A 24,190-nucleotide genomic window follows, 5' to 3' on the forward strand; every position below is an offset into this window, starting at 1 on the left:
ACCCAACCTGCACCCGGCCGCCAGCGAGCAAAACAGAACACCTGCATCCGCGCCGGATGCGATCCGTCCGAGTGGTAGAGCCGGCCGCTGGCCGGCTGCTCCGGCCATTGCGGATTGCCGGCCAGCGGCCGGCACTACCCGGCCTGCACGCGGCGCCGCCAATGCGCGAAACAGAACACCTGCATCACCAGCATGGCCAGCAACCCCAGCGGCCATGCCCACCACAGCCCGGCCAGACCGTGCCGGGACTGCAGCCACATCGCCAACGGCAGCTCCAGCAGCAACACGGCAGCCATGCCCAGCAATGCCGGCAACAGCACCGTGCCGCTGCCGCGCATCACTCCGACCAGCACCGCACTGCCTCCCATCGCCAGCACGCCCCACACCACCGTGCGCAACTGCTGCGTGGCCAGTTCGCGCGGCTCTGCGGCCGCCAGGATCAAACCAGTCAGCCACGGCGCCAGCGCCATCACCAGCAGCACCACGACTGTCAGCATCGCAAGACCCAGCATCACCCCGGTGCGGGCGATGGCGGGCAGCCGTGCCGTACGCCCCGCGCCCATCGCATGCGCCGCGAGGATGGTGGCAGTGATGCCCAGCGACATCGCCGGCAGCTGCACCCAGCTCATCAACTGGTTGACCGCACCGTAGGCGGCCGTGGCCGTGTAGCCATAGCGGTTGATCCAGCCCAGCAATACGATTTCGGCAATGGCCAGGCTGAGCATCTGCAGCGAAGACGGTACGCCGATGCGCAGCATCGCGCGGATGAGCGCGCCGTCGAACCGAATGGCATGCAGCAGCTCGCGCCCCGGTGCCAGGGGATGACCTACCCGATGCCAGCGCCACAGCAACCAACCCAGGGCCAACAGCGAGGCAAACGCCGCCGATACAGCCGCACTGGCCGACCCCAGCTGCGGCAGGCCAGCCCAGCCCAGGATCAGCAGCGGCGTGCACAGCAGGCCGACCACCGTGGCCAGCAGCAGCGCATGCAGCGGCGTTTTGGCATCGCCCACCGCACGGCTCACCGCAGTGGCCAGCCACAGCAGGAAGAACGCCGGTGCCGCCAGCAGCAGAACACGGGCATAGACGATGGATTCGCCGAGGATCGGCGCTGGCGTGCCCAGTGCCGCCAGCAGCTGTGGCGCGAAACCGCCGCCCACCGCCATCACCAGCACTGACAACAGCAGAATCAGTGCCACCGCACTGCCGGCGACCGCGCGAGCCTGTTGCGGCCGGCCCGCGCCCCAGGCTTGGCCGATCAGCACCATCGCACCGGTCGCCAGACCCATTACCAGGGCCAGCAGCAGGAAGAAGACAGGAAAGAACGCTGCGGCGGCGGCCACCGCCTGCGTACCCAGCAGATGGCCGAGGTAAATGTTGTCCAGCGTGCCTGCGGCCAGCTGCAATGCGTTGGTCAGCAGCATCGGCAGCAGCAGGGTCAGATAGGTGCGCCAGAGGGGCGGCGCGACCGGGGGGATGGGATGTGCGGGGGTGTCCATGGGGTTCTCTGGGCAAGGCGCTGCCCTGCCCGGCGTTTCCGCCAGCAAAGCAAGCAAAGGGGAGCGGGCGGCCGTGACCCGCGATCAGGTGGCGCCGCCGCTCAGCAACGGCGCAGTGGCTCAGCCGTCTGCGTGGTCCGAAGAATCATCGAAGGCCAGGCGCAGGGCGTGATTGCGCACATCCTCGGGCCAGCTGCGCAACGCCATTTCCAGGCCCGCCCGGTCGTGCTCGAACAGGACACGGATGGCCTCCTCGAAACCCGGCAGGTCTCCGGCGATGGTCTGCAGGAAGTGATAGGCACGCTCGCTGTGGCGGCGCTGCCGGTCCTTGTCGGCACCAGCACGGCTGGCCGCCTCCACCAGCTTGCGCAGCACTACCGAGGCCCCGCCGGGCTGCTCGGCCAGCCACGCCCAGTGGCGCGGCAGCAGGGTCACTTCGCGTGCGACCACGCCCAGCTTGGGGCGGCCGCGGCCACGCGGAGTTGCCGGCGCCTCTTCGGCAGTAACGTCGGCATCCGCCTCGACGGCGGCGGGAAAGGCTTCGACGACCCGCGCCAGCAGTTCTGCGTCACTGCCGCGCGTATCGAAATCACGGGTGCGGCCGGTAGCGTTGTCGAACACAAGCAGCGGACCGGCAGCGTTGCCGGCACGCAGCTGCTTCAGCGCCAGCGCAGCCACTTCCGGGGTACCGGAGGCGACCAGCCGGTGGCCGTCGAAGCAACTGAAGGGAGGGAGTCGGGACGCAGGCATGGCAATGGCATCGGAGGTGATGCGCGAATATTGCCCGGGTAATTTGCGTTCGTCAATATTGCCCGGACATTAATGAACCGGAAGAGCGTGCCAACCAAGGTTGGCACCCACCTGGAAGGTTGATCCCCACTCGAAAGATCGCCCCCCTCCCGATTCGCCGGCTTACAGCCGGCTGTAGGACCAGCTGACCATGCGGCCGTCCTGGTACGGCATCACGCCGTGGAAGGGGCGCGGGTCGGCGTCGAACACCAGTGGCAGGAAGTTGCGGTCGCCCTCCCACATCGGCAGCGTGTCCAGCTTGTCCAGGTCCACCCACTCCAGCGTGCCTTCATGGTTGCCGCCGTGCGGGGTGCCTTCGAAACTGTCGATGACGAACACGAAGCCCAGCCAGTCCTCGCCATGCTTGCCGAATCCCGGCCAGCTGATGGTGCCGCGCAGCCGCATGCCGGTGCAGTCGATGCCGGCTTCCTCGGCGATTTCGCGGCGCATGCCTGCCGCAACGTCTTCGGTCGGTTCGATCTTGCCGCCCAGCCCGTTGTACTTGCCCAGGTGGTGGTCACCGGGCCGGGTGTTGCGGTGGATCATCAGCACCTGGCGACGATCGGGCGACAGCACGTAGCCCAGGGTGGCGACGATCGGGGTGTACGGCATGGGCAGCATCCAGCGGCAGGTCAGCCGTGGATTATGGCCGATCAGCGCACCAGCGACAGGCGGCGTTCGGCAGCCGCAGTGGCGCCATCAGGATCGCGGCGCAGGGTGGCCACGCCGTGGCCGCGCTCGGCGAGGTATTCCAGCCACTTGCCGAGGAAGGTGTTCATGCGCATGCGGTGGCTGATCAGTTCCGCCGGCGGCGGGTACAGGCCCATTGTGTCCTGCCAGCGGCGGCCGACGTAGCAATGGGTGGTCTCGGCCTGGCGCGCATCACGGTACAGGCGGACGTAGGCCGACGGGTCCGGCTCACCGGTGACCGGGTCGGCCAGGTCGTAGGTCAGGCGCAGTTCCACCGTGTAGCGGTGGCACTCGATCACGTCCAGGCGGACATCCAGGCCGTCGCCGATCGAGGAGATGTAGCTGCCCGCCACCAGTCCGGCCGGTTCGAACAGGCGCACCAGATGGCGATAGTTCTCCGCGTACAGGCCCATGAGCCAGCTCAACCGGCTCAGGCGGGGAATGCGTTCGGTACGGGGCAAGGCTCGGGCCATGGGTCGATCCTACACGTTGGTGCTTCAACGTGGGGGCGGGATCACCCCGACCAAAGGGCTCGGTATCGACCAACGGTCGATACCCACCGTGCAGGAGGGTCGATACCCACCGTGCAGGAGGGTCGATGCCCCCGCGCAGGAGGGGTATTGCCCCGGGAGGTAGGCCACGACCGTTGGTCGTGGCGCACGGATCAATACAACTCGCGCTGCAGCCCCAGCGTGGCCAGCACCTTGCTGGAAATCTCCTCGATCGAGGTGTGGGTGGTGCTCAGCGTCGGGATCCGCTCCATCTGGAACATCACCTCGGCCGCGGCCACCTCGCGCTTGCAGGTCTCCAGGTTGGCGTAGCGCGAGTTCGGGCGGCGCTCCTGGCGGATCTGCTGCAGGCGGTCCGGGTCGATGGTCAGGCCGAACAGCTTGCGCCGGTAATTGCGCAGGCGTGGCGGCAGGCGATCGCTTTCCAGGTCCTCGTCGGTCAGCGGGTAGTTGGCCGCACGCACGCCGTAATGCAGGGCCAGGTAGATGCAGGTGGGCGTCTTGCCGGCGCGCGACACCGCCACCAGGATCACGTCGGCATCGTCGTAGTTCACCGCGATACCGTCATCGTGGGTCAGGGCGAAGTTCATCGCGTTGATGCGGCGGTGGTAGGTGTCGAAGTCGACCATGCCGTGGGCCTGGCCGACCCGGGCCAGGCGCGGGCTGGCCAGTTCACGCTCCAGCGGCTCGATGAACGGCGCGAACACATCCAGCATCAGCGCCCCGCTGTCGGCCAGGATCAGGCTCAGGCTCTGGTCCACGCAGGAGTTCACCACGATCGGCCGGACCTGGTACCGCTCCCCTGCCGCCTGGATCCGGGCACAGGCTTCACGCGCTTTTTCGGGGTCGTCGACAAACGACATGCGGTCGGTAATGAAGCTGAACCCGGAGAACTGGGTGAGCAGGCTATGCCCAATGGTTTCAGCGGTGATACCGGTTCCATCGGAAACGTAGAACACCGGGCGGATGGTCGACATGCGCGCTTTTACCCCCTACGAAGCTTAAAAAGGCCGCCAGCACAAGCTTGTGCCGACAGTGGTCTGCCCGGCATCATATCGGCTTCTTCCTACGGACGCGGCCACTCAGCCCGCCTCGGGCGATGGCCAAACGGAGCATCGCGCTTGAACGAGAACATCCTGTGGTTGCACGAACTGCGTCTGGCCGATCTGGCCCGCGTAGGCGGCAAGAATTCGTCCCTGGGCGAGATGATCGGCAACCTGGCCGGTCTGGGCGTTTCGGTGCCGGGCGGTTATGCCACCACCGCTGAAGCCTTCAAGGACTTCATCGCGCACAACGACCTGTCCAAGCGCATCTTCGACAAGCTGGCCACGCTGGACGTCGAGGACGTCAACGCGCTGACCGCCGCCGGCAAGGAAATCCGCAGCTGGGTGATCGATGCGCCGCTGCAGCCGCAGCTGGACCAGGACATCCGCACCGCCTACGCCAAGCTGAGCGCCGACAACGGCGGCGGCGACGTGGCCGTGGCCGTGCGTTCCTCGGCCACCGCCGAGGATCTGCCGGATGCCTCCTTCGCCGGCCAGCAGGAAACCTTCCTCAACGTCACCGGTGCCGACGATGTCGTGCACAAGGTCAAGGAAGTGTTCGCCTCGCTGTACAACGACCGTGCCATCGCCTACCGCGTCCACCACGGCTTCAAGCATGAGGACGTGTTCCTGTCCGCCGGCGTGCAGCTGATGGTGCGTTCGGGCGTCGGTTCCTCCGGCGTGCTGTTCACCCTGGACACCGAGTCCGGCTTCCGCGACGTGGTGTTCGTCACCTCTTCGTTCGGCCTGGGCGAAATGGTCGTGCAGGGTGCGGTCAATCCGGACGAGTACTACGTCTACAAGCCCACCCTGCAGGCCGGCAAGCCGGCGATCCTGCGCCGCTCGCTCGGCAGCAAGGCGATCCGCATGGTGTATTCGGATGTCCCGGGTGAGCGCGTCAGGATCGAGGACACTCCGGTCGAACTGCGCAACACCTTCTCGATCAGCGACGAGGACGTGCAGGAACTGTCCAGGCAGGCGCTGGTCATCGAAAAGCACTACGGCCGCCCGATGGACATTGAGTGGGCCAAGGACGGTGTCAGCGGCAAGCTGTTCATCGTGCAGGCGCGCCCGGAGACGGTGAAGTCGCGCAGCCACGCCACCCAGATCGAGCGCTTCGCGCTGACCGAAAAGGGCGGCAACGTGCTGGCCGAAGGCCGCGCCGTCGGCGCCAAGATCGGTTCGGGCGTGGCCCGCGTGGTCAAGACGCTGGACGACATGAACCGCGTGCAGCCGGGCGACGTGCTGATCGCCGACATGACCGACCCGGACTGGGAACCGGTGATGAAGCGCGCCTCGGCCATCGTCACCAATCGTGGTGGCCGCACCTGCCACGCCGCGATCATCGCGCGCGAGCTGGGCGTGCCCGCCGTGGTCGGTTCGGGCAATGCCACCAAGGTCATTGAAGATGGCCAGCTGGTCACCGTCAGCTGCGCTGAAGGCGATACCGGCTTCATCTACGAAGGCAAGCTCGGCTTCGAGCGCACCACGACCGATCTGGGCAACATGCCGCCGGCCCCGCTGAAGATCATGATGAACGTGGCCAACCCGGAACGTGCCTTCGACTTCGGCCAGCTGCCGAACGCCGGCATCGGCCTGGCCCGCCTGGAAATGATCATCGCCAGCCACATCGGCATCCACCCGAACGCACTGCTGGAATACGACCGCCAGGACGCGGCGACCAAGAAGAAGATCGATGAGAAGATCGCCGGCTACGGTGATCCGGTCAGCTTCTACGTCGACCGCCTGGCCGAAGGCATCGCCACCCTCACCGCCTCGGTTGCACCGAACCCGGTGATCGTGCGCCTGTCGGACTTCAAGTCCAACGAATACGCCAACCTGATCGGCGGCAGCAACTACGAGCCGCACGAAGAGAACCCGATGATCGGCTTCCGCGGCGCCAGCCGTTACGTCGACCCGAGCTTCTCGGCCGCCTTCGCGCTGGAGTGCAAGGCCGTGCTGCGCGTGCGCAACGAAATGGGCCTGGACAACCTGTGGGTCATGATTCCGTTCGTGCGCACCCTGGAAGAAGGCCGCAAGGTCGTCGAGGTGCTGGAACAGAACGGCCTGAAGCAGGGCGAGAACGGCCTGAAGATCATCATGATGTGCGAAGTGCCGTCCAACGCACTGCTCGCCGATGAGTTCCTGGAGATCTTCGACGGCTTCTCGATCGGCTCCAACGACCTGACCCAGCTGAGCCTGGGCCTGGACCGCGACTCTTCGATCGTTGCGCACCTGTTCGACGAGCGGAACCCGGCAGTGAAGAAGCTGCTGTCGATGGCGATCAAGGCAGCACGTGCCAAGGGCAAGTACGTTGGCATCTGCGGCCAGGGCCCGTCCGATCACCCGGATCTGGCCGAATGGCTGATGCAGGAAGGCATCGAGTCGGTGTCGCTGAACCCGGACACCGTGGTCGATACCTGGCTGCGCCTGGCCAAGCTGAAGGCCAACGGCTGATGCCGTGATGGCTACAGGCTGACGTCGTGTTCATCGGCGTCGGCCGATACTGCTGCTGCATGCAAGCCCCGCCTCTGCGGGGCTTCGTGTTTCTGGCGTGCACCTGCCCCACGCAGACACCGTTTCTCAGCAAAGGACTTCCGCATGATCGCCGCAGCAGCACCCGCCGCCCCCGCCGCAACGCCCTGGTTCCACTCGCTCGACTGGGAACGCCTGCTGGAAACCTACGGCGTGCCGTTGCTGGCCGCGATCGTGGTGCTGCTGGTGGGCCTGTGGGTGGCACGTCGCTTGTCCAATGCAATGCCGCGCGCCACTGCGCGCATGGGTGTGGACCCGATGCTGGGAAGCTTCCTGCGCAATGTGGTGTACGCCGCATCGCTGGTGATCGTGGTAGTGCTGGCCATCGGCACGCTGGGCGTGCAGATCACCCCGCTGCTGGCCGTGCTCGGCACCGCTGGCCTGGCGGTCGGTCTGGCATTGAAGGATTCGCTGTCCAACATCGCCTCGGGCGTGATGCTGGTGACGCTGCGCCCGTTCCGTGTCGGCGACGTAGTGACGGTGGCCGGGCAGACCGGCACCGTGCGCGAAGTGCGCATCTTCCAGACCGTTCTGACTGGCGCCGACAACCAGCACACCACCATTCCGAACACGCTGATCACCGCCGCGCCGATCATCAACCTGACCGCCGAGCCGACGCGCCGCGTCGAACTGGTGATCGGCATCGGCTACGAAGACAACATCCAGCTGGCACGCGACACCGCGCTGGCGCTGATGAAGGCCGACCCGCGTGTGCTGCAGACCCCCGCACCGGACGTGGTGGTGTACGAACTGGGCGCACACTCCATCAACCTCGGCATCCGCTGCTACGTGAAGTCGGCCGACTGGTTCGGCACCAAGGTCACGCTGCTGGAGCAGCTGAAGCTGGGCTATGACAAGGCCGGCATCAACATCCCGTACCCGCAGCAGGACATGCACCTGTACCTGCATGGAAAGGATGGTGGGGTCATGGAGGCTGATGCGCTGGTGCGCGACAAGCCGTGATCCGGCAGTGGAATGCCGGCCAGCGGCCGGCACTACCCCTCGCCGCCTGACTGAAATGCCGGCCAGCGGCCGGCACTACCCCGCGCCCCCTGGTAGTGCCGGCCGCTGGCCGGCAGCCTCCAGAATCAGGCAGCGACGCTCTCTTCCAGCGCCGGGTAATCAGTGAAACCCTCCGCACCACCGCCAAAGAACGTGGCGCGATCCGGCGGATTCAGCGTCGCACCCGTACGCAGGCGCTCGGGCAGATCCGGGTTGGCGATGAACGGCCGGCCGAAGCCGATCAGGTCAGCCCAACCTTCGGCCAGTGCCTGCTCGGCGCGCTCGGCGGTGTACTTGCCGGCGTAGATCAGCGTGCCCGGGTAGACCATGCGCAGCGCCTGCTTGAACGCCACCGGCATCGGCGGTGCATCGTCCCAGTCGGCCTCGGCAATGTGCAGGTAGCCCACCCCCATCTCACCGAGCAGGTGTGCGGCAGCCAGATAGGTCGCCTGCGGCGTATCGTCCACCGCCCCCTGCAGCGTGGTCAGCGGCGCCAGGCGCACGCCCACACGCTCGCCACCGGCAACCTCGACCACCGCCTGCACCACCTCGCGCAGGAAGCGCAGGCGATTCTGCAGTGAACCGCCGTAGGCATCGGTGCGCTGGTTGGCCTGCGAATCGATGAACTGGTTGATCAGGTAGCCGTTGGCGCCGTGCAGTTCCACACCATCAAATCCCGCGGCCAGCGCATTGCGCGCCGCCTGCGCGTAATCGGCGACGATGCCGGGAATCTCGTCCTCGCGCAGCGCGCGCGGCATCGAGTGCTGGATCATCTCGCCCACACCGGCTTCGGGACCCGCCCCAGTCGGGTCGACGAACACTTTCACGCCTTCGGCGAGCAATGCCGAGGAAGACACCGGCGCCGCGCCATCGGGCTGCAGGGCCACATGCGAGACACGGCCGACGTGCCACAGCTGGGCGTAGATGCGGCCACCGGCGGCGTGCACCGCATCGGTCACCTGCCGCCAGCCCTGCACCTGCTCGGCACTGTGGATACCCGGGGTCCAGGCATAGCCCTGGCCCTGCTGGCTGATCTGGGTACCTTCGCTGACGATCAGGCCGGCGCTGGCGCGTTGCGCATAGTAGGCGGCCATTTCTGCGGTGGCGACGTTGCCATCGGCGGCGCGCGAGCGGGTCATCGGCGGCATCACGATGCGATTGGGCAGCGTCAACGCGCCCAGGCGGTGGGGGGTGAACATCATGGCGGCAATCTCTTGCGGGGGGAGTGCTGCAAAGGATGGGGATGCCGGCTGCCAGGCAACAGGCATGCACTGGCAAAACAATTGTTCCCTCGAGGCAAGGATCCCCGCCACGAGGGCTCATCCACGCATAGCGTGGCTCTTCTACTCCAGCCTTGGCTCGATCTTTACCGCACCATGCGCCACGCGGTCATAGCAGGCGCGCACCACGTCTTCCCCGTACTTGCGCTCCAGCCGGCGCACGATGAAGTGGCCGCGCGCCATGTCCTGGTAGTAGTCGGTGAACATGGTATTCAGCGTTGCACCGGCGGCAGCACCGACGATCGGCACCGCCTGTGCGGCGAATTTCTCGGTGACCACCACGCCGAAGCGCGCCGCCACCTTCTCCACCATCTTCGCCAGCAGCTTTCCAGCTTCCTTCGGTGCCACGCCCAGGGTCAGGTCGCGGCCGGTCACCACACGCCCAGCCAGTTCGGCCGAAAGATGCCGCATCACGTCGGTGGTGAAGCCGCGGGCCAGGTAGTAGCCGGTCTCGCTGGCGTCGTCGCGCGGCGAGTTGCCACCCAGCGCGAACACCTCCAGGCACGCCTGCCGGGTGCTGAACTCGGACAGGTCGAAGCCCTCGCTGCGGGCCACGTCGGCCACGGCGCGCATCATGATGGTGGTCGACACCGGCAGTTCGATGAACAAGGCCGCGAAACCAAAGGCACCGCCCACCGCGCCGGAGGTGGCTGCCGCCAGCTTGTGCCAACGGGTGGACGCCCCCTTGCCGGGTGTGTTGTCCATGCTCCACAGCGCCGCCTGCGCCGACTTGGTCAACGCCGCCTGCACCGCACCGTGGATGCGGTTGGAGACCGAACTGGGCAGCGCCTTCACCGCGAACTCCAGCGGCGTGCCGACCAGGTTGGCCATGCGCGCGGTGAGGGTTGGCGCTTCCAGCAGGGCCACCGCCCGCTGCAGGTCGGACCAGTCGCGGGCGTCGTGGGCAATATCGCGGGGGAGCAGGATGGGCTCGTTCATGGCGCCGATCTTAGCGCCGGGGAGTTGAACGGTTCGTCGCGAGGCACGACAGAGGGGTCGGATCCCTTGCCGCGGGAAAGGGATCCGACCCCGACGCCTTGCCGGCCAGCGGCCGGCACTACCAGTTCGCGTGTCACCCGGTCGCGCCGGGCCATGCCCGGCGTTGTTGTTCAGGCCGTGGGCAAGCCCGACAGCGTGCCCATGAACTGGCGGTAATGGCGCAGCTCGGCGATCGAGTCGTGCACGTCGCTCAGCGCGGTGTGGTTGCTGTTCTTGCCGACGCCGGCGGCCACGCTCGGCGCCCAGCGCTTGGCCAGTTCCTTCACCGTGGATACGTCCAGGTTGCGGTAATGGAAGTACTTCTCCAGGCGCGGCATCTGGCGGTGCAGGAAGCGGCGATCCTGGCAGATCGAGTTGCCGCACATCGGCGAAAGGCCGGCCGGGATCCACTTCGCCAGGAAGTTTACCGTCTGCGCCTCGGCCTGGCCGAGGGTGGTGGTGCTGTCCACCACGCGCTGCCACAGGCCCGAACGACGATGCTGGTTGCGGTTCCACTCGTCCATCGCCTCCAGCGTTTCCAGCGGATGATGGATGGCGAATTCCGGACCTTCGGCCAGTACGTTCAGCTGGGCGTCGGTGACCACGGTGGCGATCTCGATGATCGAATCGTTGTCGGTGTCCAACCCGGTCATTTCCAGGTCGATCCAGATCAGTCGTTCGTTGGCCGCGCCGGTGTCCGCCATTGTGTCGCCTCGTTGCTGGGCAGGCGCGCGGCCTACCGGTGAAGGAAAGAGGCGCCCATCATACCCGTTCGCCCTTCAGCCCTCGCCGACGTGGTCTTCCAGCAGCAGCGGCGGCTTGCCACGCTTGGCGCGGAAATAATTGGTCAGGCGCGTACTGGCTTCCTTGGCCAGCACCCCGCCGTGGATCTCGACCCGGTGGTTGTGGCGGGCATCGCCGAGCAGGTCGAACACGCTGCCGCACGCACCGGTCTTGGGGTCGCTGGCGCCGTAGACCAGGCGCGAAACGCGCGCATGCACGATCGCCATCGCGCACATCGCGCATGGCTCCAAGGTCACGTACAGCGTGCTGCCAAGCAGGCGATGGTTGGCGAGCAGCTTTCCACCGGCCCGCATGGCCACGATCTCGGCATGCGCACTGGGGTCGTGCGAGGCAATGTTGAGGTTCCAGCCCTCGCCCAGCAGCTGGCCGTCGGCGCCCACCAGCACCGCCCCGACCGGAATCTCGTCGAACTCACGCTGCGCGCGCTCGGCCAGGGCCAGTGCATGGCGCATCCAGTGTTCATCGGCGTCGTGCACCGGTACACCCAGGACATCGGTCATGGCGGTTCTCGCTTTTCAACTGGGCCAGGATGGCCGCCGGGGGCGCATTGTACGCCCGGGGCCGTGCAGGCGCCGCTAGCGCGCGTCGAAGCGCTCGCGGGCCGCATCGAGCGCCGGGAAGTTGTGCTCGGCCCAGCGATCCAGGGCGGACAGCGTCTCGACCAGGCCGCGCGCGACCTCGGTCAGGCGGTACTCCACATGCAGTGGTTTGCTGCCCCGGTCACACCGCTCGACCAGCCCATTGCGCTCCAGCTGGCGCAGGGTCTGGGTCAGCACCTTCTGCGAGATGCCTTCGATCTTCCGCAGCAACGCGCCGTTGCGAAGCGGGCCCTGCGCCAATGCCGGCAGCAGCAGCATCACCCACTTGCCTGAAATCAGCGCCAGCGCATCGCGTGCCGAACAGTCGGCGGCATAGACATCCCCGGGAAGAGCCATGGTTACCTCAAGGTGCGTAATTGCCGGCGCATGCCGGCACCGCGAGGATGGTCGCACACTCCTCGAACACCTCGCCCCATGCGCGCCCTGATCCTGCTTGCCCACCCCGAGCCCCGCTCCTTCAATGCACATCTGGCCGCTCAGGCCGCCGAGCAGCTGCGGCATGACGCGCTGCAGGTGGACGTGGTCGACCTGTATGCGGAGGGCTTCGATCCGCTGGAAGCGGCTGACCACCATCCGCATCGCCTGCATCCCGGCCACTTCGACGCCCAACGCGAACAGCGGCACAGCGCCGAGCAGGGCCAGCTGCCCGTCGATGTGCAACGTCACCTGAAACTGCTGCGGGCCGCAGACCTGCTGATCCTGCAGTTCCCGCTGTGGTGGTTCGCGGCGCCGGCCATCCTGAAGGGCTGGCTGGATCGCGTACTGGTGTACGGGCCGATGTACAACAGCCGCCTGCGTCACGAGCACGGAGCGATGCGCGGCAAGCGTGCGTTGCTGAGCGTCACCACCGGCTCATCGGCACGGGCCTGCGCAATGGACGGCCGCGAGGGAGATACCCGGTTGCTGCTGTGGCCCTTGATGTACAGCCTGCGCTACGTCGGCTTCGACGTGATGGAACCGCACGTGGTGCACGGCGTGCGTTCCGGGCTGGCACCGGAGCGCATGCAGGCCCACGACGAGGCACTGGCTGCAGCAACCCACCACTACCGCGAACGCCTGGCGCAATGGCCGCAGTGGACCACCGTGCCCTTCAACGACAGCAGCGATTTCGAGGACGGCGTTGTGCTGCGCGCGGAGGCCACTACCTACAGCCCCTTCATCCGCCATCGCAACGCCGGATGAATCCACATCTGCGCGCTGGATCGGGACGCGCCATACTACGCACTCTTTGCAAGCACCTTGGCGAACCCATGACCACCCTCCGCCCCTCTCGCGCCGACGACGGCGCCGCTCTTGTCGACCTCTGGCGCCGCGCCGTCGACGCCACCCACGACTTCCTCAGTGCCGAAGACCGCCAGGCCATCGATGCCGAAGTCGCCGGTTTCCTGCCGCAGGCGCCGATGACCGTTGCTGTCGATGCGCAGGATCGGCCGCTGGGCTTCATGCTGATCGATGGCACGCACATGGAAGCGCTGTTCATCGATCCGGACGTACGTGGCACCGGCATCGGCCGGCAACTGCTGCAGCACGCACTGGCCCAGCATCCGCAGCTGAGTACTGACGTCAACGAACAGAACGCACAGGCCGTCGGCTTCTACCTGCGCATGGGCTTCGTCGAAACCGGACGTTCACCGCTGGATTCGCAAGGCCGTCCGTATCCGCTGATCCACCTTCGGCACAACGGCTGACATCCGTCGGCAGCAGCCACGTGCTAGCGTGGCTGCTTTCGACCAAGGAATGCCGCATGGATGGTGCAAAAGCCCTGTTGACCCTGTTTGCGCTGGGCATCAGCCTGGTCTGGATCCTGGTGCCGTTCGCCATCTTCGCCGTGCGCAACCTGCTGCGTGAAGTACTGGTCGAGCAGCGCCGTACCAATGAACTGCTTGAACACATCGGCGGTTACCGCATTCCGAAGCCGCAACCCGAACCGACCGTCTGGCGCGCGCCCTGAGCAGAAACGTGCCAGGCCCGGATCAGGCCGTCGCCTCGAAGGCCGGTGAGTACTGCACTTCGCCCTGTGCCAACGGAGGCTGCAGGCAAAGTGCCTGGAAGTACTCCGGCGGCACACCCGGCAGCACCAGGCCCGGCTCGGCACAGAAGCCGAAGCGACCGTAATAGGCCGGCTCGCCCAGCAATACACAGCCATGTGCGCCCTGCTGACGCAGTGCTTCAAGTGCGGCATGCATCAGGGCCGCACCGATGCCCTGCCCCTGCCAGGCGGGCAATACCGAAATCGGCCCCAGGCCAAACCAGCCCGTGCTGCCATCGCTGATCGTCACCGGCGACACCGCCACATGGCCGATCACCTTCCCGTCCATCTCGGCCACCAGCGAAACGCTCAGCTCCCCGCGCGCGCGCAGGGCGTCGACGATGAACTGCTCGGTACGGCTGCTGTGCGCAGCGTTCCGGAACGCGGCCTCGGTGAGTGCATGGAGGGTGGCGTGATCATCAATGGCTTCGGCACGGATGGTGTAGTTCATGGCGTAATGCTCGCTTGCGTGAGAGTCGCGTGAATTGGCGACCGTTGTCACAAATTGACGGCGAAATGTCGAACGCGAAGCGCAATCGCCTGGCCGACCCCGAATCGCCTGTGCCGCAATCGATTCGGCGACGCTCCCGAACGCTGAATGCGTCAAAATTCCGTCGCGGACACCTTGCCGTAGCTGGCGCCAGGTTTCCAGAACACTCCATAATCGATAAACCTGTCACCAGGGAAGGATATATGGACACGGACGCACGATGCAGGATGCCGCCATGGATGTAGCCACGCCGACACGCGATGGACGCCATCTGGTACCGATGGGCCTCTTGATGGCGCTGACGGCCTGCTCGCCTTACGCGGACGCAGAGCGTGACGTCGCCGCAGGTGGACGCGGCCTGGCCAAGCTCAACCCGTCACCGCAGCAGGGCTACGAGCTGGTGCTGACACTGAAGGATGCCCCCGGTCCCTTCGCGGTGGTCGAGGGCGTTGCCCAGTACGACGTCAGCAACCACAGGGACTGCGGCCGGGTCCTGTGGGCGACCGGTACCGCCAGCCGTATCACCAGCCAGGAGTTGGTGGAACTACACAAGGTCGACGAGAACGAATACCGCGGTACGTTCTACCTCGACCGCATGCAGGACGAGGATTACTACGGGCGTGGCGTCTGCCATTGGACGTTGACGGGTGTCGGTGCGATGTTGCGCGCTACGACCGGCGAGGCGGATACGCGATTCCTTACGTTCGTCGACAAGGAGCGCATGGAGAGCGACTCACCTCTTACGCTTTATTACCCAAACCTTATCTATCCGCGCGCCGACACTGTCGCCAACTTTGGCGCCAGTGGCGAGGAAGATCCGTCGGGGTACAGCGAAGATCTGCGCGACGCGCTGTTCTCAACCACCACCACTGTGCAGAAGCTCGTGCCATGAGCTGCCAGTTCAACAACCCCTACCCCCAAGGAGGCCGACATTGCGCCACAAGATGATTCCGTGCCTTGCTCTGCTTCTATTGACCGCCTGCAACCCGGAGACCGCCATGAACCAGGAACGTGCCGCTGCTGAAGCCGATGTCGCCCAGGGCGGGCGCGGCCTCGCCAAGCTCAACCCCACCCCGCGCAAGGCCTATGAGCTGGTGCTGCGCCTGAAGGATGCCCCCGGCGATTTCGCACTGGTCAAGGGCGTAGCGCAGTACGACGTCACCAACGAGGATCAGTGCGGCCACATCGAGCCGGCCACCGGCACAGCTGCACGTATCACCAGCCAGGAACCGGTGGAGCTGCGCAAGGTCGCTGAGGGCGAGTACCGCGGCACGCTATATGTGGACCGCATGCTGGATGAGGACTACTACGGTCGTGGCGTCTGCAAGTGGGAGTTCACCGGTGCCGGGGCAATGCTGAAGGCGACGGGTGCCGAAGAAGAGACCCGCTTCCTCACCTTCGTCGACGCCAAGCCGCTGACCGAAGGTGGCGCCCATACGCTCTACTATCCGGATCTGGTCTATCCGAAGGCAGATCGCGTTCCCAACTTCCCAGCCAGTGGCGAGCCCGATCGCAGCAACTACGCCGCTGATCTGCAGGACAAGCTGTTTACGATCACCCTCTCCGCAAGTGAGGTCGCGCCGTGACCATCACCTCTCAGGACTACGCCGCGTTATCCAATGACGCCTACAAGGATCGGGCCGTCGGCCGACGTGAACCCGGCCAAGAAGAAAAAGTCACGTTAAACGGCCATGAGTACAAGATACTTGAGCATGTCAACAATCGTCTCAACGGCTATCAGGGCACCGTCTATCAGCGCGTAGACACCAAAGAGATCGTCATTGCGCATCGTGGCACCGAGCAGATCGCTCGCGATGCGATTCTGACCGACGGCGGCATGGTGGTTGCGCGCACCAACGTACAGGCGCCTGACGCGATTGCTTTGACACAGAGGACGCTCGAAGGCGCTGCGCTTCAATCCCGCTTGAACGGTGTGCCCGCGCCCCAGGTCACCGTCACCGGTCACTCCCTCGGCGGCGCTCTTGCCCAGATCACCTCGCACCACTTCAACGTCAAGGGCGAGACCTTCAATGCCTACGGCGCGGTCAGCCTCAGCTATCGCATTCCGGAAGGCGGCAACACCATGATCAACCACGTCATGGCCTCCGATCCGGTCAGCGCCGCGTCACCGCATTTCGGCCAGGTACGCATCTATGCCAAGCCCGACGAGATCAAGACGCTCGCGGCAAACGGCTTCAGCAATCACGCCCTGCGTGATCTGATTCCGGACCGCCCGATCATCGCGGCCACCAGCTCGTTCGGTGCGCACAAGCTGGGCAACTTCCTCAACGAAGGCTCGGTACTGAAGCACCCGGAAACGCAGAAGCTGGCGAAAGACAACGCCAAGATGATCGAGGAGTATCGCGACGACGTCGAGTCACTGCGTCGCGGCGTCACCCGCGCTGCACGCGGCATCCCGGGCGGCGCCATCGATCTGTACGACCACATCCGCGGCCCGCTGCAGCCCGGTGAACCGGCACGCCGCGAAGCGGAGAAGAATGGCCATCACACCAGCATGCTGCGCATGGACGATGCCAACCACCTGGGTAACCCGCTGTTCAACGACGCGATCCGCGGCGTGCACGCACATGACGTGCGCGTTGGCCGCGTGCCGGACGTGATGAGTACGCAGCTGGCGGGCAGCCTGGCGGCGGAGATGCACGCTGCAGGCGGCAAGCGCATCGACGAAGTGGTGATGAACGCCGATGCCTCGCGCAGCTTCGCCGTGCAGGGCCAGGGCGGTGACCCCGCCCACCTTCGCGTGTCGGTGGATACGGCAGTGGCGATGAACACGCCGCTGGAACAGAGCAGCCAGCGCATCGACCAGCAGGCTGCAGGCCAGCGCCTTGCGCTGGAGCGCGACCAACAGCTGGAACAGCAGCAGCATCAGACCCGCAGCCTGCAGGCCTGATGGACAGCGCGGGAGCCGGTCATTCCGGCTCCCGCCTCAGCACCGTGACTCAGGGGCTGGTGGCCGCGACCGGCGCAGATGCACTGGCGGTCACGAACAGATCCGGCCCGGAATCCGGGAAGCCGCCGCAGGCGCGATCGCCCGGCGCGACCGGATCACACGGCCACTGGCTGCGCGGGACCTTGTCGCGCAACTCGAAGCGATCGCCGGTCCAGACCACGAAGGCAAGATGCTCGCGGTTCCAGTCACTGAACGCACGCGCCCCACCCTTCGGCACCGTCTCCGGATACTGCACGAACCAACGCATGGCCGGCCCGAACTGCAGCTTGCTGTGATCCAGCGTGATCCTGCCCCCACGCGCCAGCTGGCGTGCGCGATCCGCCTCGGTCACCTGTGGCATGACCGGCATCGCCTCGGCGGTAACATCCCTCGGCGGCGCATCGCCACGCACCTGGTACACACGCTGGCCCACATAGGCCTCGCGGCAGCTACCCGCTGGCACACGTACCGGCTCCGCGCTGAACTCATCGCGGTTGGCGACCTGGTCACTGCAGGTGAACGGCGCGGACACCAGGTAGAACGTGCTGTCGGCGTCGCGCCCTTCCAGCGAGCGCACCCAGACGTCGCCCATCCGCACGATGAAGTCCGGTCGCTGGCCGTACCCAGGCACCGCCTTGAACCAGGCCTTCTGCTGTACCTCTCGCTCGCGCCAGTTGCGCGGCAGGTGGATGTCCTGCTCGGGCAGCGCGACCAGCAGAGCGGCCAGATGCGCCGGCATGGTGCCCTGGCAGGCGCCGGTCAGCAGGTCGCCCTGGGTCGCCAGTCGCCCGGCCAGATCCACCGGGCAGCGCGCACCGAGCGCCCGCTCGGTCGCCCGCTCTGGCGGCAATGGAACGATGGCCAATGCGGGCGGTGCGGGTGCTACCGCCGGAACGGTTCGCTCGACGGTGGCAGGCGGTGCCGTCCCTGCAGGCGCATCAGCGATCGCCTGTGCCGTGGCGTGCGTTTCCGCGACCGGCGGCGCTGTCTCCTGAGCCTGTGCCGAGGCTGCGGCAAGTCCAAGTGACAGCAGCCAGAGCGGCGGCAGGCGGCGCGCGGATGCATTGCAGCGGGCAGCGGCCTGCAGGGCATTCAAGGGAACGATTCGCATGTGGTGTCCTTACGGGTGGGTTTCCATGTCGGCGCCACAGGGCGCCACGCGTCGTACGCAAAACAACGGCGGGCACCCTGCCCGCCGGCACCAAGTGCTACAGGGATCGGGAACGCTGCTCCTGCTCGCGGGCGAGCGCGGCCATCGGATCCTGCTGCGCAACGCTGGCCGCCAACTGCTGGCTGCTCTGCGCCAGTGGCTGCTGGGAGGCCTGCTCCCGGTCAACAGACGCACGCAGCATGGCCGGATCACCCAGCGCGCCCTGCACTGCAAACAGCGTACGGCCGTCGTTGCCCGCCAGCAGATGATCGATGCGCGACAGGCCGGCCTTCTGCGCGCCCAGCGCCAATGCGCCAGCGGTATTGTCGAGCTCCTGTGCACTGCGCAGTCCACTTTGTGGCCCCATCTGCTGCAGGTGCCGGCGCGCATCCTCGAACAATGCGTTGCCGGGCTCACCGGCATGCGACATGTCGCGTGCAACGGTCTGCGCCGGCGCACCGACTTCGCCGCGATCCAGTCGCGCCATCACGTCCGGCGTCAACTTCTGCTGCCAGACCTCAAATCGTTGCCGGCGCGCCTCGATGCCATTGAGCGCGCCGTTGAGCGCATAAGTTGCTTCGCGCACATCATGGCGCGCCCCCTCCGGCACCCGTGTCTGCCACTGCCATACGGCAATACGGCCTGCGTGCTCGGGCTGCGCTGCCAGCTCCGGGTGATTCACCAGGTCCAGATCCAGCGCCTTGCCGGCACGCTCGTAATTCTCCTTGCCGACCAATGGCAGATAGCCGCGGCCGTGGTACTTCAGCGCGTCACCAGGCGCGTCGTTGCCCATGCGCCCGCCGTACATCAGCTCAGCCAGGTTTTCCGGGCGACCACGCAGCGCTTCCTGGCGGGCGCTCTCCAACGCGGCGTTGCCATTGCGCCACGCAGCCTCCACCGGGATCTGCGAGATTCCCCGGGTGAAGTTGAAGCTCTCGTTGAGCCGGCTCAAGCCGCGCGACTCGTGCCCTGCCTGGGCCATGAAATTGGCCAGTTCAAGCGGGGAGTCGATGCCGGCTTTGGTCGCCTGTCGCAACAGCTGCGACTCTCTATCGGTCGACACAGTGCAACTCCTGAATCTTCATCAGCGCGGATTCCCTTCCGCCGGTTGGAGCTTGGCTCATGGAAGCGACACCTCGGCAACACTGGATGGGTCGAAGTCCTCGAACCTCACCCTGCCCAGCTCCGCCGCCGAGTAATCCCGGATGTTGGTCGCTTCGGTCTCGATATCCACGACCTTGCGTCTCACCCCGTCAACCCAGCAGGCCTTGTCCGCGGGCGCATAGCGGAACCGGTAGGTGCTGCTCCAGCGCTCGCGGCTACCGCCGTTGGTGATCACGCTGAAGGTGCCCTTCTCGACCATTGCATACGCAAAAGGGTCGCCGGCCAGGCCACCTCGGGTGGAACACGGCACCAGCTTGTCGTTGCGCGCGGCCAGCTGCCAGCGCCCGCGCCCATCACCGCGCAGCAACAGCAGCACCCGGTTTGGCCCGTGCTGGCCGGGCACCAGCCCTTCCGGCGTCGGCTGGTCGATGACCAGCAGCTGATACTCGATGCCATCGCCGTTGAGTTCGCCCCTTACGGCTTCCAGCAGGTTCGCACCGGACGGAACAAATGCCAGGGCATCGTCCATGTGTGCGCCAACCCTGTCTTCCATCCCCTCCCACTCCTTCAATGTGGTCATGCCGATACCCGCCTCCCTGCCCAGCCGGAACGCGTTCCGGCTTATCCGCGCCTGCGCGGACAGGAATCATAGCCTTGCGTACGGCAAGACCGCGATGATGGCGAGCGTCACCCGACGCAGGGGCTGACAGCGTCCTCATTGGACGGAAGAACCCCTGCATTCGGCGGCACTGGCGCGTCATTTTCATGACGCGTGGGGAGCTTACCGCGAGGCGTTCTGCCGCGTCGAAGTGCGAGGAAATCGAAAAGCGGAATTGATCACAGAAAACGGGGCTTAGCGTGAATGGCGCCTTACCTGATGAACAGATCCGCCGTGCAGGCCGTTCTGGCGATCCCGCATTGTCCCTGCGGCAGCTGCTTCCATGCCGCCTTCGCGTTGCATTGCTGCATCGCGACAATGACCGCTCCCTGTTCGGACATGGCGGTGGCGACGCTGGTGGTTTCAGTGCCCAGGCCCGCGTGGGCGACCGCCACGCATTGCGCCTGGAACAGGGTCGCCAACGTACATTCGCCTTTCCCGAACTCCTTGCACTCCTTCATGGATGCACGCTTGGCCTTGCCCCGCGAGCGCATCGAGTTGCTGATGAAGGTGTCGCCGCGGGCATCCATCGCCACGCCACGCACGGTCTGCGCCCAGTTGGGGCGATTGTTGTACGGGGAGCCTGAGCTGCTCACCGGAATGGGCGCACAACCCTGTACACCCTGGCCACCGATGGGATACATGCCCTGCGGGCAATTGCCTTCGGCAAGCGCGGTGAACGGCAGCAGGCCTGCAATCAGCAGGCACGGGAGAAAAGCGAGGTGGATTCGTTTCATGGGGAGACCCATTCCTTTGCTGCCCATTGTGAGGGGTGGGATGACCTGAGCGGACGATCGTTGCCCACTGTCGATGCTGGAGCCAAGAGAACAAACGGAGCTGCGCCCAAACACATGAAGCTTTCCGCCGCCATCGCGAGTTGCGCTGACTACCAGTCCGACAATCCGATCAACGGGTCAGAATGACTCATAGACCGGCTTCGTACAGTCCTCGTATGCAACCTGACACGCCTTTCCATCGGTGTCGACGCACGACTGCTGGGCAAACTTCCGCGCTTCGGCGGAGTCCTTGGCGCTGGCAAAACCGGCGCGGGAAGCCCCGCCCTGGCTATTGGGAACCTACCATGCAACGCACTGGTTTCTATACGTGTAGATGACTCGGCAATCGGAAGCACCGCGCCTACCGTAGTCTGCCAGAGCAAACTGCTCCGCGTTCTCCTTGCTCGGCCGGCCCGTCGCAACACCGGCATCTGCGGTCGCGTCGGACGACGCAATTGCCCCCCACGTCTTATGCCACTGACCCGCGGGCCCGGATTCGCGGGCAGTTACCCCTGCCCCAGGAATCGGGGCGCACCCACCAACCCCTTGATCGCCGATGGGGTACTGGCCGGACGGGCATCGGCCCTCGGCACTGGCGTTGCTGGCAACAAGTAATGCAGCGAACAGCAGAGCAGAAATCACGAAAGCTGAATCACCACGCAGAGATTTGAAGTCGGCCATTGCCTTGAATCTCCGTGTGATGTCACAACCGATCAGTCTTGCTGGAAGAACGGCTTGGTACAGTCAGAATGGAAAACGGAGCAAGCCTGACTTCCCAAATCCTTGCAGTCCTTGATTGCCCGCTCCTGCGCCTGTTCTTTCGTCGCCCCGGTGTTGAATCTCATGCCATTGTCCGGTCGTGCAGCCCGGACAACCGCATAGCACTGGTTGTAGTAGGTAAAAACGACTGTGCAGTCGGTAGCTCCGCCCTGCCGGCATCGCTCGACCGCTTGGCGCTCTGCCGAAGCCTTGGCCTGATGCCCAGTGGCCGAACCTGCATCTCCTCCAGGCGAGCTGGCGACAGCACCCCATGTCTTGACCCAGTACCCGGGATTCTCCTGCGGGGCGCTCTGAGCCGCGCCGGGTATGGGTGCGCAGCCACCAACGCCTTGGTCGCCAATCGGGTACTGACCCGGAGGGCAGCGCCCTTCAGCGAACGCCGAACTGACGTGCACAGAGCCCAGTAGGATCAGGGACAAGCACAGATGCTTTAGAGAGGCGCTTACGTTCATCAACTGAATCTCTAGTTTCCATGACTCGGATTTGCCGCACCACGCTGACCGGGAACCGCTGAACCCGGGCCTCCGGTTCCATCAAACATCTTCCCCATCGCCGACTGCTGACCATGGGAGTTTGAGCCAGAAGACGACTCCGGAGCCGCCGGCGGCGGAGCCGACATGCCCGGCGGACGACCATCGGCACTCGGCGAGGCACTTGCACCACCGCCTATCTGCGAATATGCCATGAAGGTGCCCAGGGTACCCTGGAAGAACATCGCTGCCATTGGGGGTGTAGTCAGGATCAACGCGGTGAGGATCAGGCCCATGCCTCCCTGCTGCATTGCCTGGCTGGTCATGCCGTCGGACATGCTTTCCTTGAGGATGAATTCCTGCACCAGCGCTGTGGTCCAGAAAGTGGCCGCCACACGTACCACCATGTCCAGTGCGATGGAAACCATCGCTGCAAGTACGGCCATGGAGAACATCGTGCCAATGCCGTAGAACAGCCAACGTTGGAACAACTGCTTGGTCTGGTCGAACAACAGGCAGAGGATGAACAGGGGGCCAAAGCCGATGAACAGCGCCATGGCGATTTCATACAGCATCAGCATCGCACCAGCGGTGATGGCTGGACCTGCGGTGCCCATGCCGATGAAGAACAGTGCCCGCTTCTTGTCCTCCAGCAGCTCCCCGTCATTCATGATCTGGATGGCGTCGATACTGGAAAGCGCCACCTGCATCCATGCCAGGCTCTTGTCGATCTGAGCTTCGGGTGACTCGTTCGAGCCTGTCACGACCTTCGTGATTTCTGCCTTGACGTCGTGGGTGAGGAAGCTCTGAAGGTTGGTGCCGAAAGCGCCCATCGTGGTGGCCGCGCTGACGATCAACGCCGCACGCGCCATATTGGTCACCAGCACCATCATTGAGTCCCGGCTGCGGCCGGTCACGATGCGGAAGCCCTGCACCAGCACCCACAGGGTCATGAGCGTGAGGGCGATGCCGCCGACCCACTGCATCATTTCCCCCATCATGTCGATGCCGAACTTGTTTATCTTGCTTCGCAGGAAGTCGAAGATGAACTTGAAGAACACGAAATCCCCGATCGATTGGACACGTGCAACGTGCCCCATCAAATCCTGGAATCCGCCATTGAAATCAAAATTGGCAATCGACCTGATCATTTCCGCAATCCCTTGATGTATCCCTACCGGACAACCTCGTGGAGCGGGTGCCTATGCACCTGCCCCAAGCGGCGTCAGTCGACGTGCAAAGCGCGTTCCAATGCGGCCGTCTTGACCAGCTGCGAGATGACGCCCGGCTTGCCCTTCAATGCCACGCGCGCCAGCACGCGCTGATTGGCCATCATTGACTCCTGATAGGCGTCGTAGGACCGCATGCGCGCCTCCCACTCCTGCTGCAGCTTGGAAATATCGTTTGCCGTACGCAGGGAGTCACTGTTCACGGCCGAAAGAGTTCCCGCAAGATTGCCATCGGCGCCGCCTCGCCAGCCCATGATCTCAGACAACGACGCGTTGATGCTGGGAATGGTCTTCTCGATGAAATCCACCGTCTCGTTGCGCTTCCGGTTTTCCATCATCTGGATGTTGACGCACAGCTGCTGCTGCTGCGCGTAGAGATCACCGGAGGTATCCAGCACAAACTTCTTCAGCAGGCTGCCAGCGCTGAAGCCCGCCGACGTACGGCAGAGGTCGGCGACCATATAGTCGTCTGGAACCCGCTCCAATGTGGCGCCTGGCGGCAAGCCGAAGTTGTTGATCATGCCCTGGATCTGGACAAGCGCATTTTGGTACTCCTGGAACGTCCTTCTCCACCGAGTTACCTGAGCCGCGTACTCCAGCCCGTCAGCCTTCATTTGCGCCTTCCCTTGGGCAAAGTCCTTCAGTGCCTGCATGAGATTACTGAGGTCGAAGACAGGGTAACCACCGGCCGAAACCGACGTGGTGGAGAACATGACCATGCTCCCCAGCAGGATGGCTGCCAGGCGCTTCTGACGCAGACCGCGGTGGCGCTTGTGATTTCGGGATGTCATGCTCATGTTCTTCTCCAGGGGAATGGATTTCATTC

27 protein-coding genes are annotated in these 24,190 nt (G+C 65.2%); 8 read left to right on the forward strand and 19 right to left on the reverse strand.

Going from position 1 to position 24,190, the window contains the following annotated elements:
- Positions 1-134: 134 nt before the first annotated feature.
- The 5 genes from AC5P5R_RS14970 to ppsR form a co-directional block, all read right to left on the reverse strand.
- A complete protein-coding gene (locus tag AC5P5R_RS14970; RefSeq protein WP_100438690.1) occupies positions 135-1,499 on the reverse strand; it encodes an MATE family efflux transporter in 1,365 nt (454 codons plus the stop codon).
- Positions 1,500-1,619: 120 nt separating this feature from the next.
- Positions 1,620-2,249 carry a DUF2239 family protein gene (locus AC5P5R_RS14975; protein ID WP_111723013.1) on the reverse strand — a complete coding sequence of 210 codons (630 nt, stop codon included), beginning with the start codon at positions 2,247-2,249 and terminating at the stop codon, positions 1,620-1,622.
- Between the two features lie 162 nt (positions 2,250-2,411).
- Entirely contained in the window at positions 2,412-2,900 is a 489-nt protein-coding gene (locus tag AC5P5R_RS14980) for an NUDIX hydrolase (protein ID WP_005413820.1), read from the reverse strand.
- Positions 2,901-2,941: 41 nt separating this feature from the next.
- A complete protein-coding gene (locus AC5P5R_RS14985; protein ID WP_032966899.1) occupies positions 2,942-3,451 on the reverse strand; it encodes a DUF1249 domain-containing protein in 510 nt (169 codons plus the stop codon).
- 191 nt (positions 3,452-3,642) lie between these two features.
- Entirely contained in the window at positions 3,643-4,464 is an 822-nt protein-coding gene (ppsR, locus tag AC5P5R_RS14990) for a posphoenolpyruvate synthetase regulatory kinase/phosphorylase PpsR (RefSeq protein WP_005410097.1), read from the reverse strand.
- Positions 4,465-4,608: 144 nt separating this feature from the next.
- On the opposite strand from ppsR, the gene ppsA reads away from it, so the two are divergent.
- Complete coding sequence (gene ppsA / locus AC5P5R_RS14995) at positions 4,609-6,987, forward strand: phosphoenolpyruvate synthase (protein WP_100438692.1); 2,379 nt, start codon at positions 4,609-4,611, stop codon at positions 6,985-6,987.
- Positions 6,988-7,131: 144 nt separating this feature from the next.
- Positions 7,132-8,028 (forward strand): mechanosensitive ion channel family protein, encoded by an 897-nt coding sequence (locus AC5P5R_RS15000; RefSeq protein WP_100438693.1) that lies wholly within the window; start codon positions 7,132-7,134, stop codon positions 8,026-8,028.
- A gap of 125 nt (positions 8,029-8,153) precedes the next feature.
- On the opposite strand, the gene AC5P5R_RS15005 is transcribed toward AC5P5R_RS15000, so the two are convergent.
- The 5 genes from AC5P5R_RS15005 to AC5P5R_RS15025 all read right to left on the reverse strand — a co-directional run bounded on the left by AC5P5R_RS15005 (position 8,154) and on the right by AC5P5R_RS15025 (position 12,064).
- Complete coding sequence (locus tag AC5P5R_RS15005) at positions 8,154-9,269, reverse strand: alkene reductase (protein ID WP_012480623.1); 1,116 nt, start codon at positions 9,267-9,269, stop codon at positions 8,154-8,156.
- A 141-nt stretch (positions 9,270-9,410) separates the two neighbouring features.
- The gene (locus AC5P5R_RS15010; protein ID WP_062607300.1) at positions 9,411-10,286 is read right to left on the reverse strand and encodes an EcsC family protein; all 876 of its coding nucleotides are present in this window, start codon (positions 10,284-10,286) and stop codon (positions 9,411-9,413) included.
- Positions 10,287-10,456: 170 nt separating this feature from the next.
- The gene (gene orn, locus AC5P5R_RS15015) at positions 10,457-11,029 is read right to left on the reverse strand and encodes an oligoribonuclease (protein ID WP_164281616.1); all 573 of its coding nucleotides are present in this window, start codon (positions 11,027-11,029) and stop codon (positions 10,457-10,459) included.
- Between the two features lie 75 nt (positions 11,030-11,104).
- Positions 11,105-11,629 carry a tRNA adenosine(34) deaminase TadA gene (tadA, locus tag AC5P5R_RS15020; RefSeq protein ID WP_005410103.1) on the reverse strand — a complete coding sequence of 175 codons (525 nt, stop codon included), beginning with the start codon at positions 11,627-11,629 and terminating at the stop codon, positions 11,105-11,107.
- Positions 11,630-11,704: 75 nt separating this feature from the next.
- Positions 11,705-12,064, reverse strand: coding sequence for a winged helix-turn-helix transcriptional regulator (locus tag AC5P5R_RS15025; protein WP_100438694.1), 360 nt, complete (start codon positions 12,062-12,064; stop codon positions 11,705-11,707).
- 78 nt (positions 12,065-12,142) lie between these two features.
- On the opposite strand from AC5P5R_RS15025, the gene AC5P5R_RS15030 reads away from it, so the two are divergent.
- From AC5P5R_RS15030 to AC5P5R_RS15040, 3 genes are all read left to right on the forward strand, one after another.
- The gene (locus tag AC5P5R_RS15030) at positions 12,143-12,910 is read left to right on the forward strand and encodes an NAD(P)H-dependent oxidoreductase (protein WP_100438695.1); all 768 of its coding nucleotides are present in this window, start codon (positions 12,143-12,145) and stop codon (positions 12,908-12,910) included.
- 68 nt (positions 12,911-12,978) lie between these two features.
- Positions 12,979-13,416, forward strand: a complete 438-nt coding sequence (locus AC5P5R_RS15035; RefSeq protein ID WP_005410106.1) for an acetyltransferase — start codon at positions 12,979-12,981, stop codon at positions 13,414-13,416.
- Positions 13,417-13,472: 56 nt separating this feature from the next.
- On the forward strand, positions 13,473-13,679 hold the full coding sequence (locus tag AC5P5R_RS15040; protein ID WP_005410107.1) for a hypothetical protein: 207 nt from the start codon (positions 13,473-13,475) through the stop codon (positions 13,677-13,679).
- 22 nt (positions 13,680-13,701) lie between these two features.
- Here AC5P5R_RS15040 and AC5P5R_RS15045 read toward each other — a convergent pair whose 3' ends face one another.
- On the reverse strand, positions 13,702-14,208 hold the full coding sequence (locus tag AC5P5R_RS15045; protein ID WP_012480627.1) for a GNAT family N-acetyltransferase: 507 nt from the start codon (positions 14,206-14,208) through the stop codon (positions 13,702-13,704).
- A 274-nt stretch (positions 14,209-14,482) separates the two neighbouring features.
- Between AC5P5R_RS15045 and AC5P5R_RS15050 the strand changes: the two genes are divergently transcribed.
- Genes AC5P5R_RS15050 through AC5P5R_RS15060 form a run of 3 tightly spaced genes read left to right on the forward strand, consistent with a single transcriptional unit; the run spans position 14,483 to position 17,158 of the window.
- Positions 14,483-15,139 carry a hypothetical protein gene (locus AC5P5R_RS15050; protein WP_062607457.1) on the forward strand — a complete coding sequence of 219 codons (657 nt, stop codon included), beginning with the start codon at positions 14,483-14,485 and terminating at the stop codon, positions 15,137-15,139.
- 40 nt (positions 15,140-15,179) lie between these two features.
- Positions 15,180-15,833: a hypothetical protein gene (locus AC5P5R_RS15055; protein ID WP_012480629.1), complete on the forward strand. Its 654-nt coding sequence runs from the start codon at positions 15,180-15,182 to the stop codon at positions 15,831-15,833.
- A complete protein-coding gene (locus AC5P5R_RS15060; RefSeq protein ID WP_005410111.1) occupies positions 15,830-17,158 on the forward strand; it encodes an XVIPCD domain-containing protein in 1,329 nt (442 codons plus the stop codon). Before AC5P5R_RS15055 ends, AC5P5R_RS15060 begins: the two co-directional genes overlap by 4 nt.
- 49 nt (positions 17,159-17,207) lie before the next feature.
- Here AC5P5R_RS15060 and AC5P5R_RS15065 read toward each other — a convergent pair whose 3' ends face one another.
- From AC5P5R_RS15065 to AC5P5R_RS15100, 8 genes are all read right to left on the reverse strand, one after another.
- On the reverse strand, positions 17,208-18,308 hold the full coding sequence (locus tag AC5P5R_RS15065; RefSeq protein ID WP_049396619.1) for a hypothetical protein: 1,101 nt from the start codon (positions 18,306-18,308) through the stop codon (positions 17,208-17,210).
- Positions 18,309-18,405: 97 nt separating this feature from the next.
- The gene (locus AC5P5R_RS15070; protein ID WP_099490479.1) at positions 18,406-19,410 is read right to left on the reverse strand and encodes an XVIPCD domain-containing protein; all 1,005 of its coding nucleotides are present in this window, start codon (positions 19,408-19,410) and stop codon (positions 18,406-18,408) included.
- Positions 19,411-19,467: 57 nt separating this feature from the next.
- Positions 19,468-20,004, reverse strand: coding sequence for a hypothetical protein (locus AC5P5R_RS15075; RefSeq protein ID WP_005410114.1), 537 nt, complete (start codon positions 20,002-20,004; stop codon positions 19,468-19,470).
- Between the two features lie 317 nt (positions 20,005-20,321).
- Entirely contained in the window at positions 20,322-20,873 is a 552-nt protein-coding gene (locus AC5P5R_RS15080) for a DUF4189 domain-containing protein (RefSeq protein ID WP_012480633.1), read from the reverse strand.
- Between the two features lie 312 nt (positions 20,874-21,185).
- Positions 21,186-21,566, reverse strand: coding sequence for a DUF4189 domain-containing protein (locus AC5P5R_RS15085; RefSeq protein ID WP_100438696.1), 381 nt, complete (start codon positions 21,564-21,566; stop codon positions 21,186-21,188).
- A gap of 32 nt (positions 21,567-21,598) precedes the next feature.
- Positions 21,599-22,117, reverse strand: coding sequence for a DUF4189 domain-containing protein (locus AC5P5R_RS15090; RefSeq protein ID WP_043034651.1), 519 nt, complete (start codon positions 22,115-22,117; stop codon positions 21,599-21,601).
- A gap of 11 nt (positions 22,118-22,128) precedes the next feature.
- On the reverse strand, positions 22,129-23,286 hold the full coding sequence (locus tag AC5P5R_RS15095) for a TrbL/VirB6 family protein (protein WP_012480636.1): 1,158 nt from the start codon (positions 23,284-23,286) through the stop codon (positions 22,129-22,131).
- 74 nt (positions 23,287-23,360) lie between these two features.
- Positions 23,361-24,161, reverse strand: a complete 801-nt coding sequence (locus tag AC5P5R_RS15100; RefSeq protein WP_123958716.1) for a hypothetical protein — start codon at positions 24,159-24,161, stop codon at positions 23,361-23,363.
- Between the last annotated feature and the right edge of the window lie 29 nt (positions 24,162-24,190).

Source organism: Stenotrophomonas sp. YJH_SMC_19 (assembly GCF_059367915.1).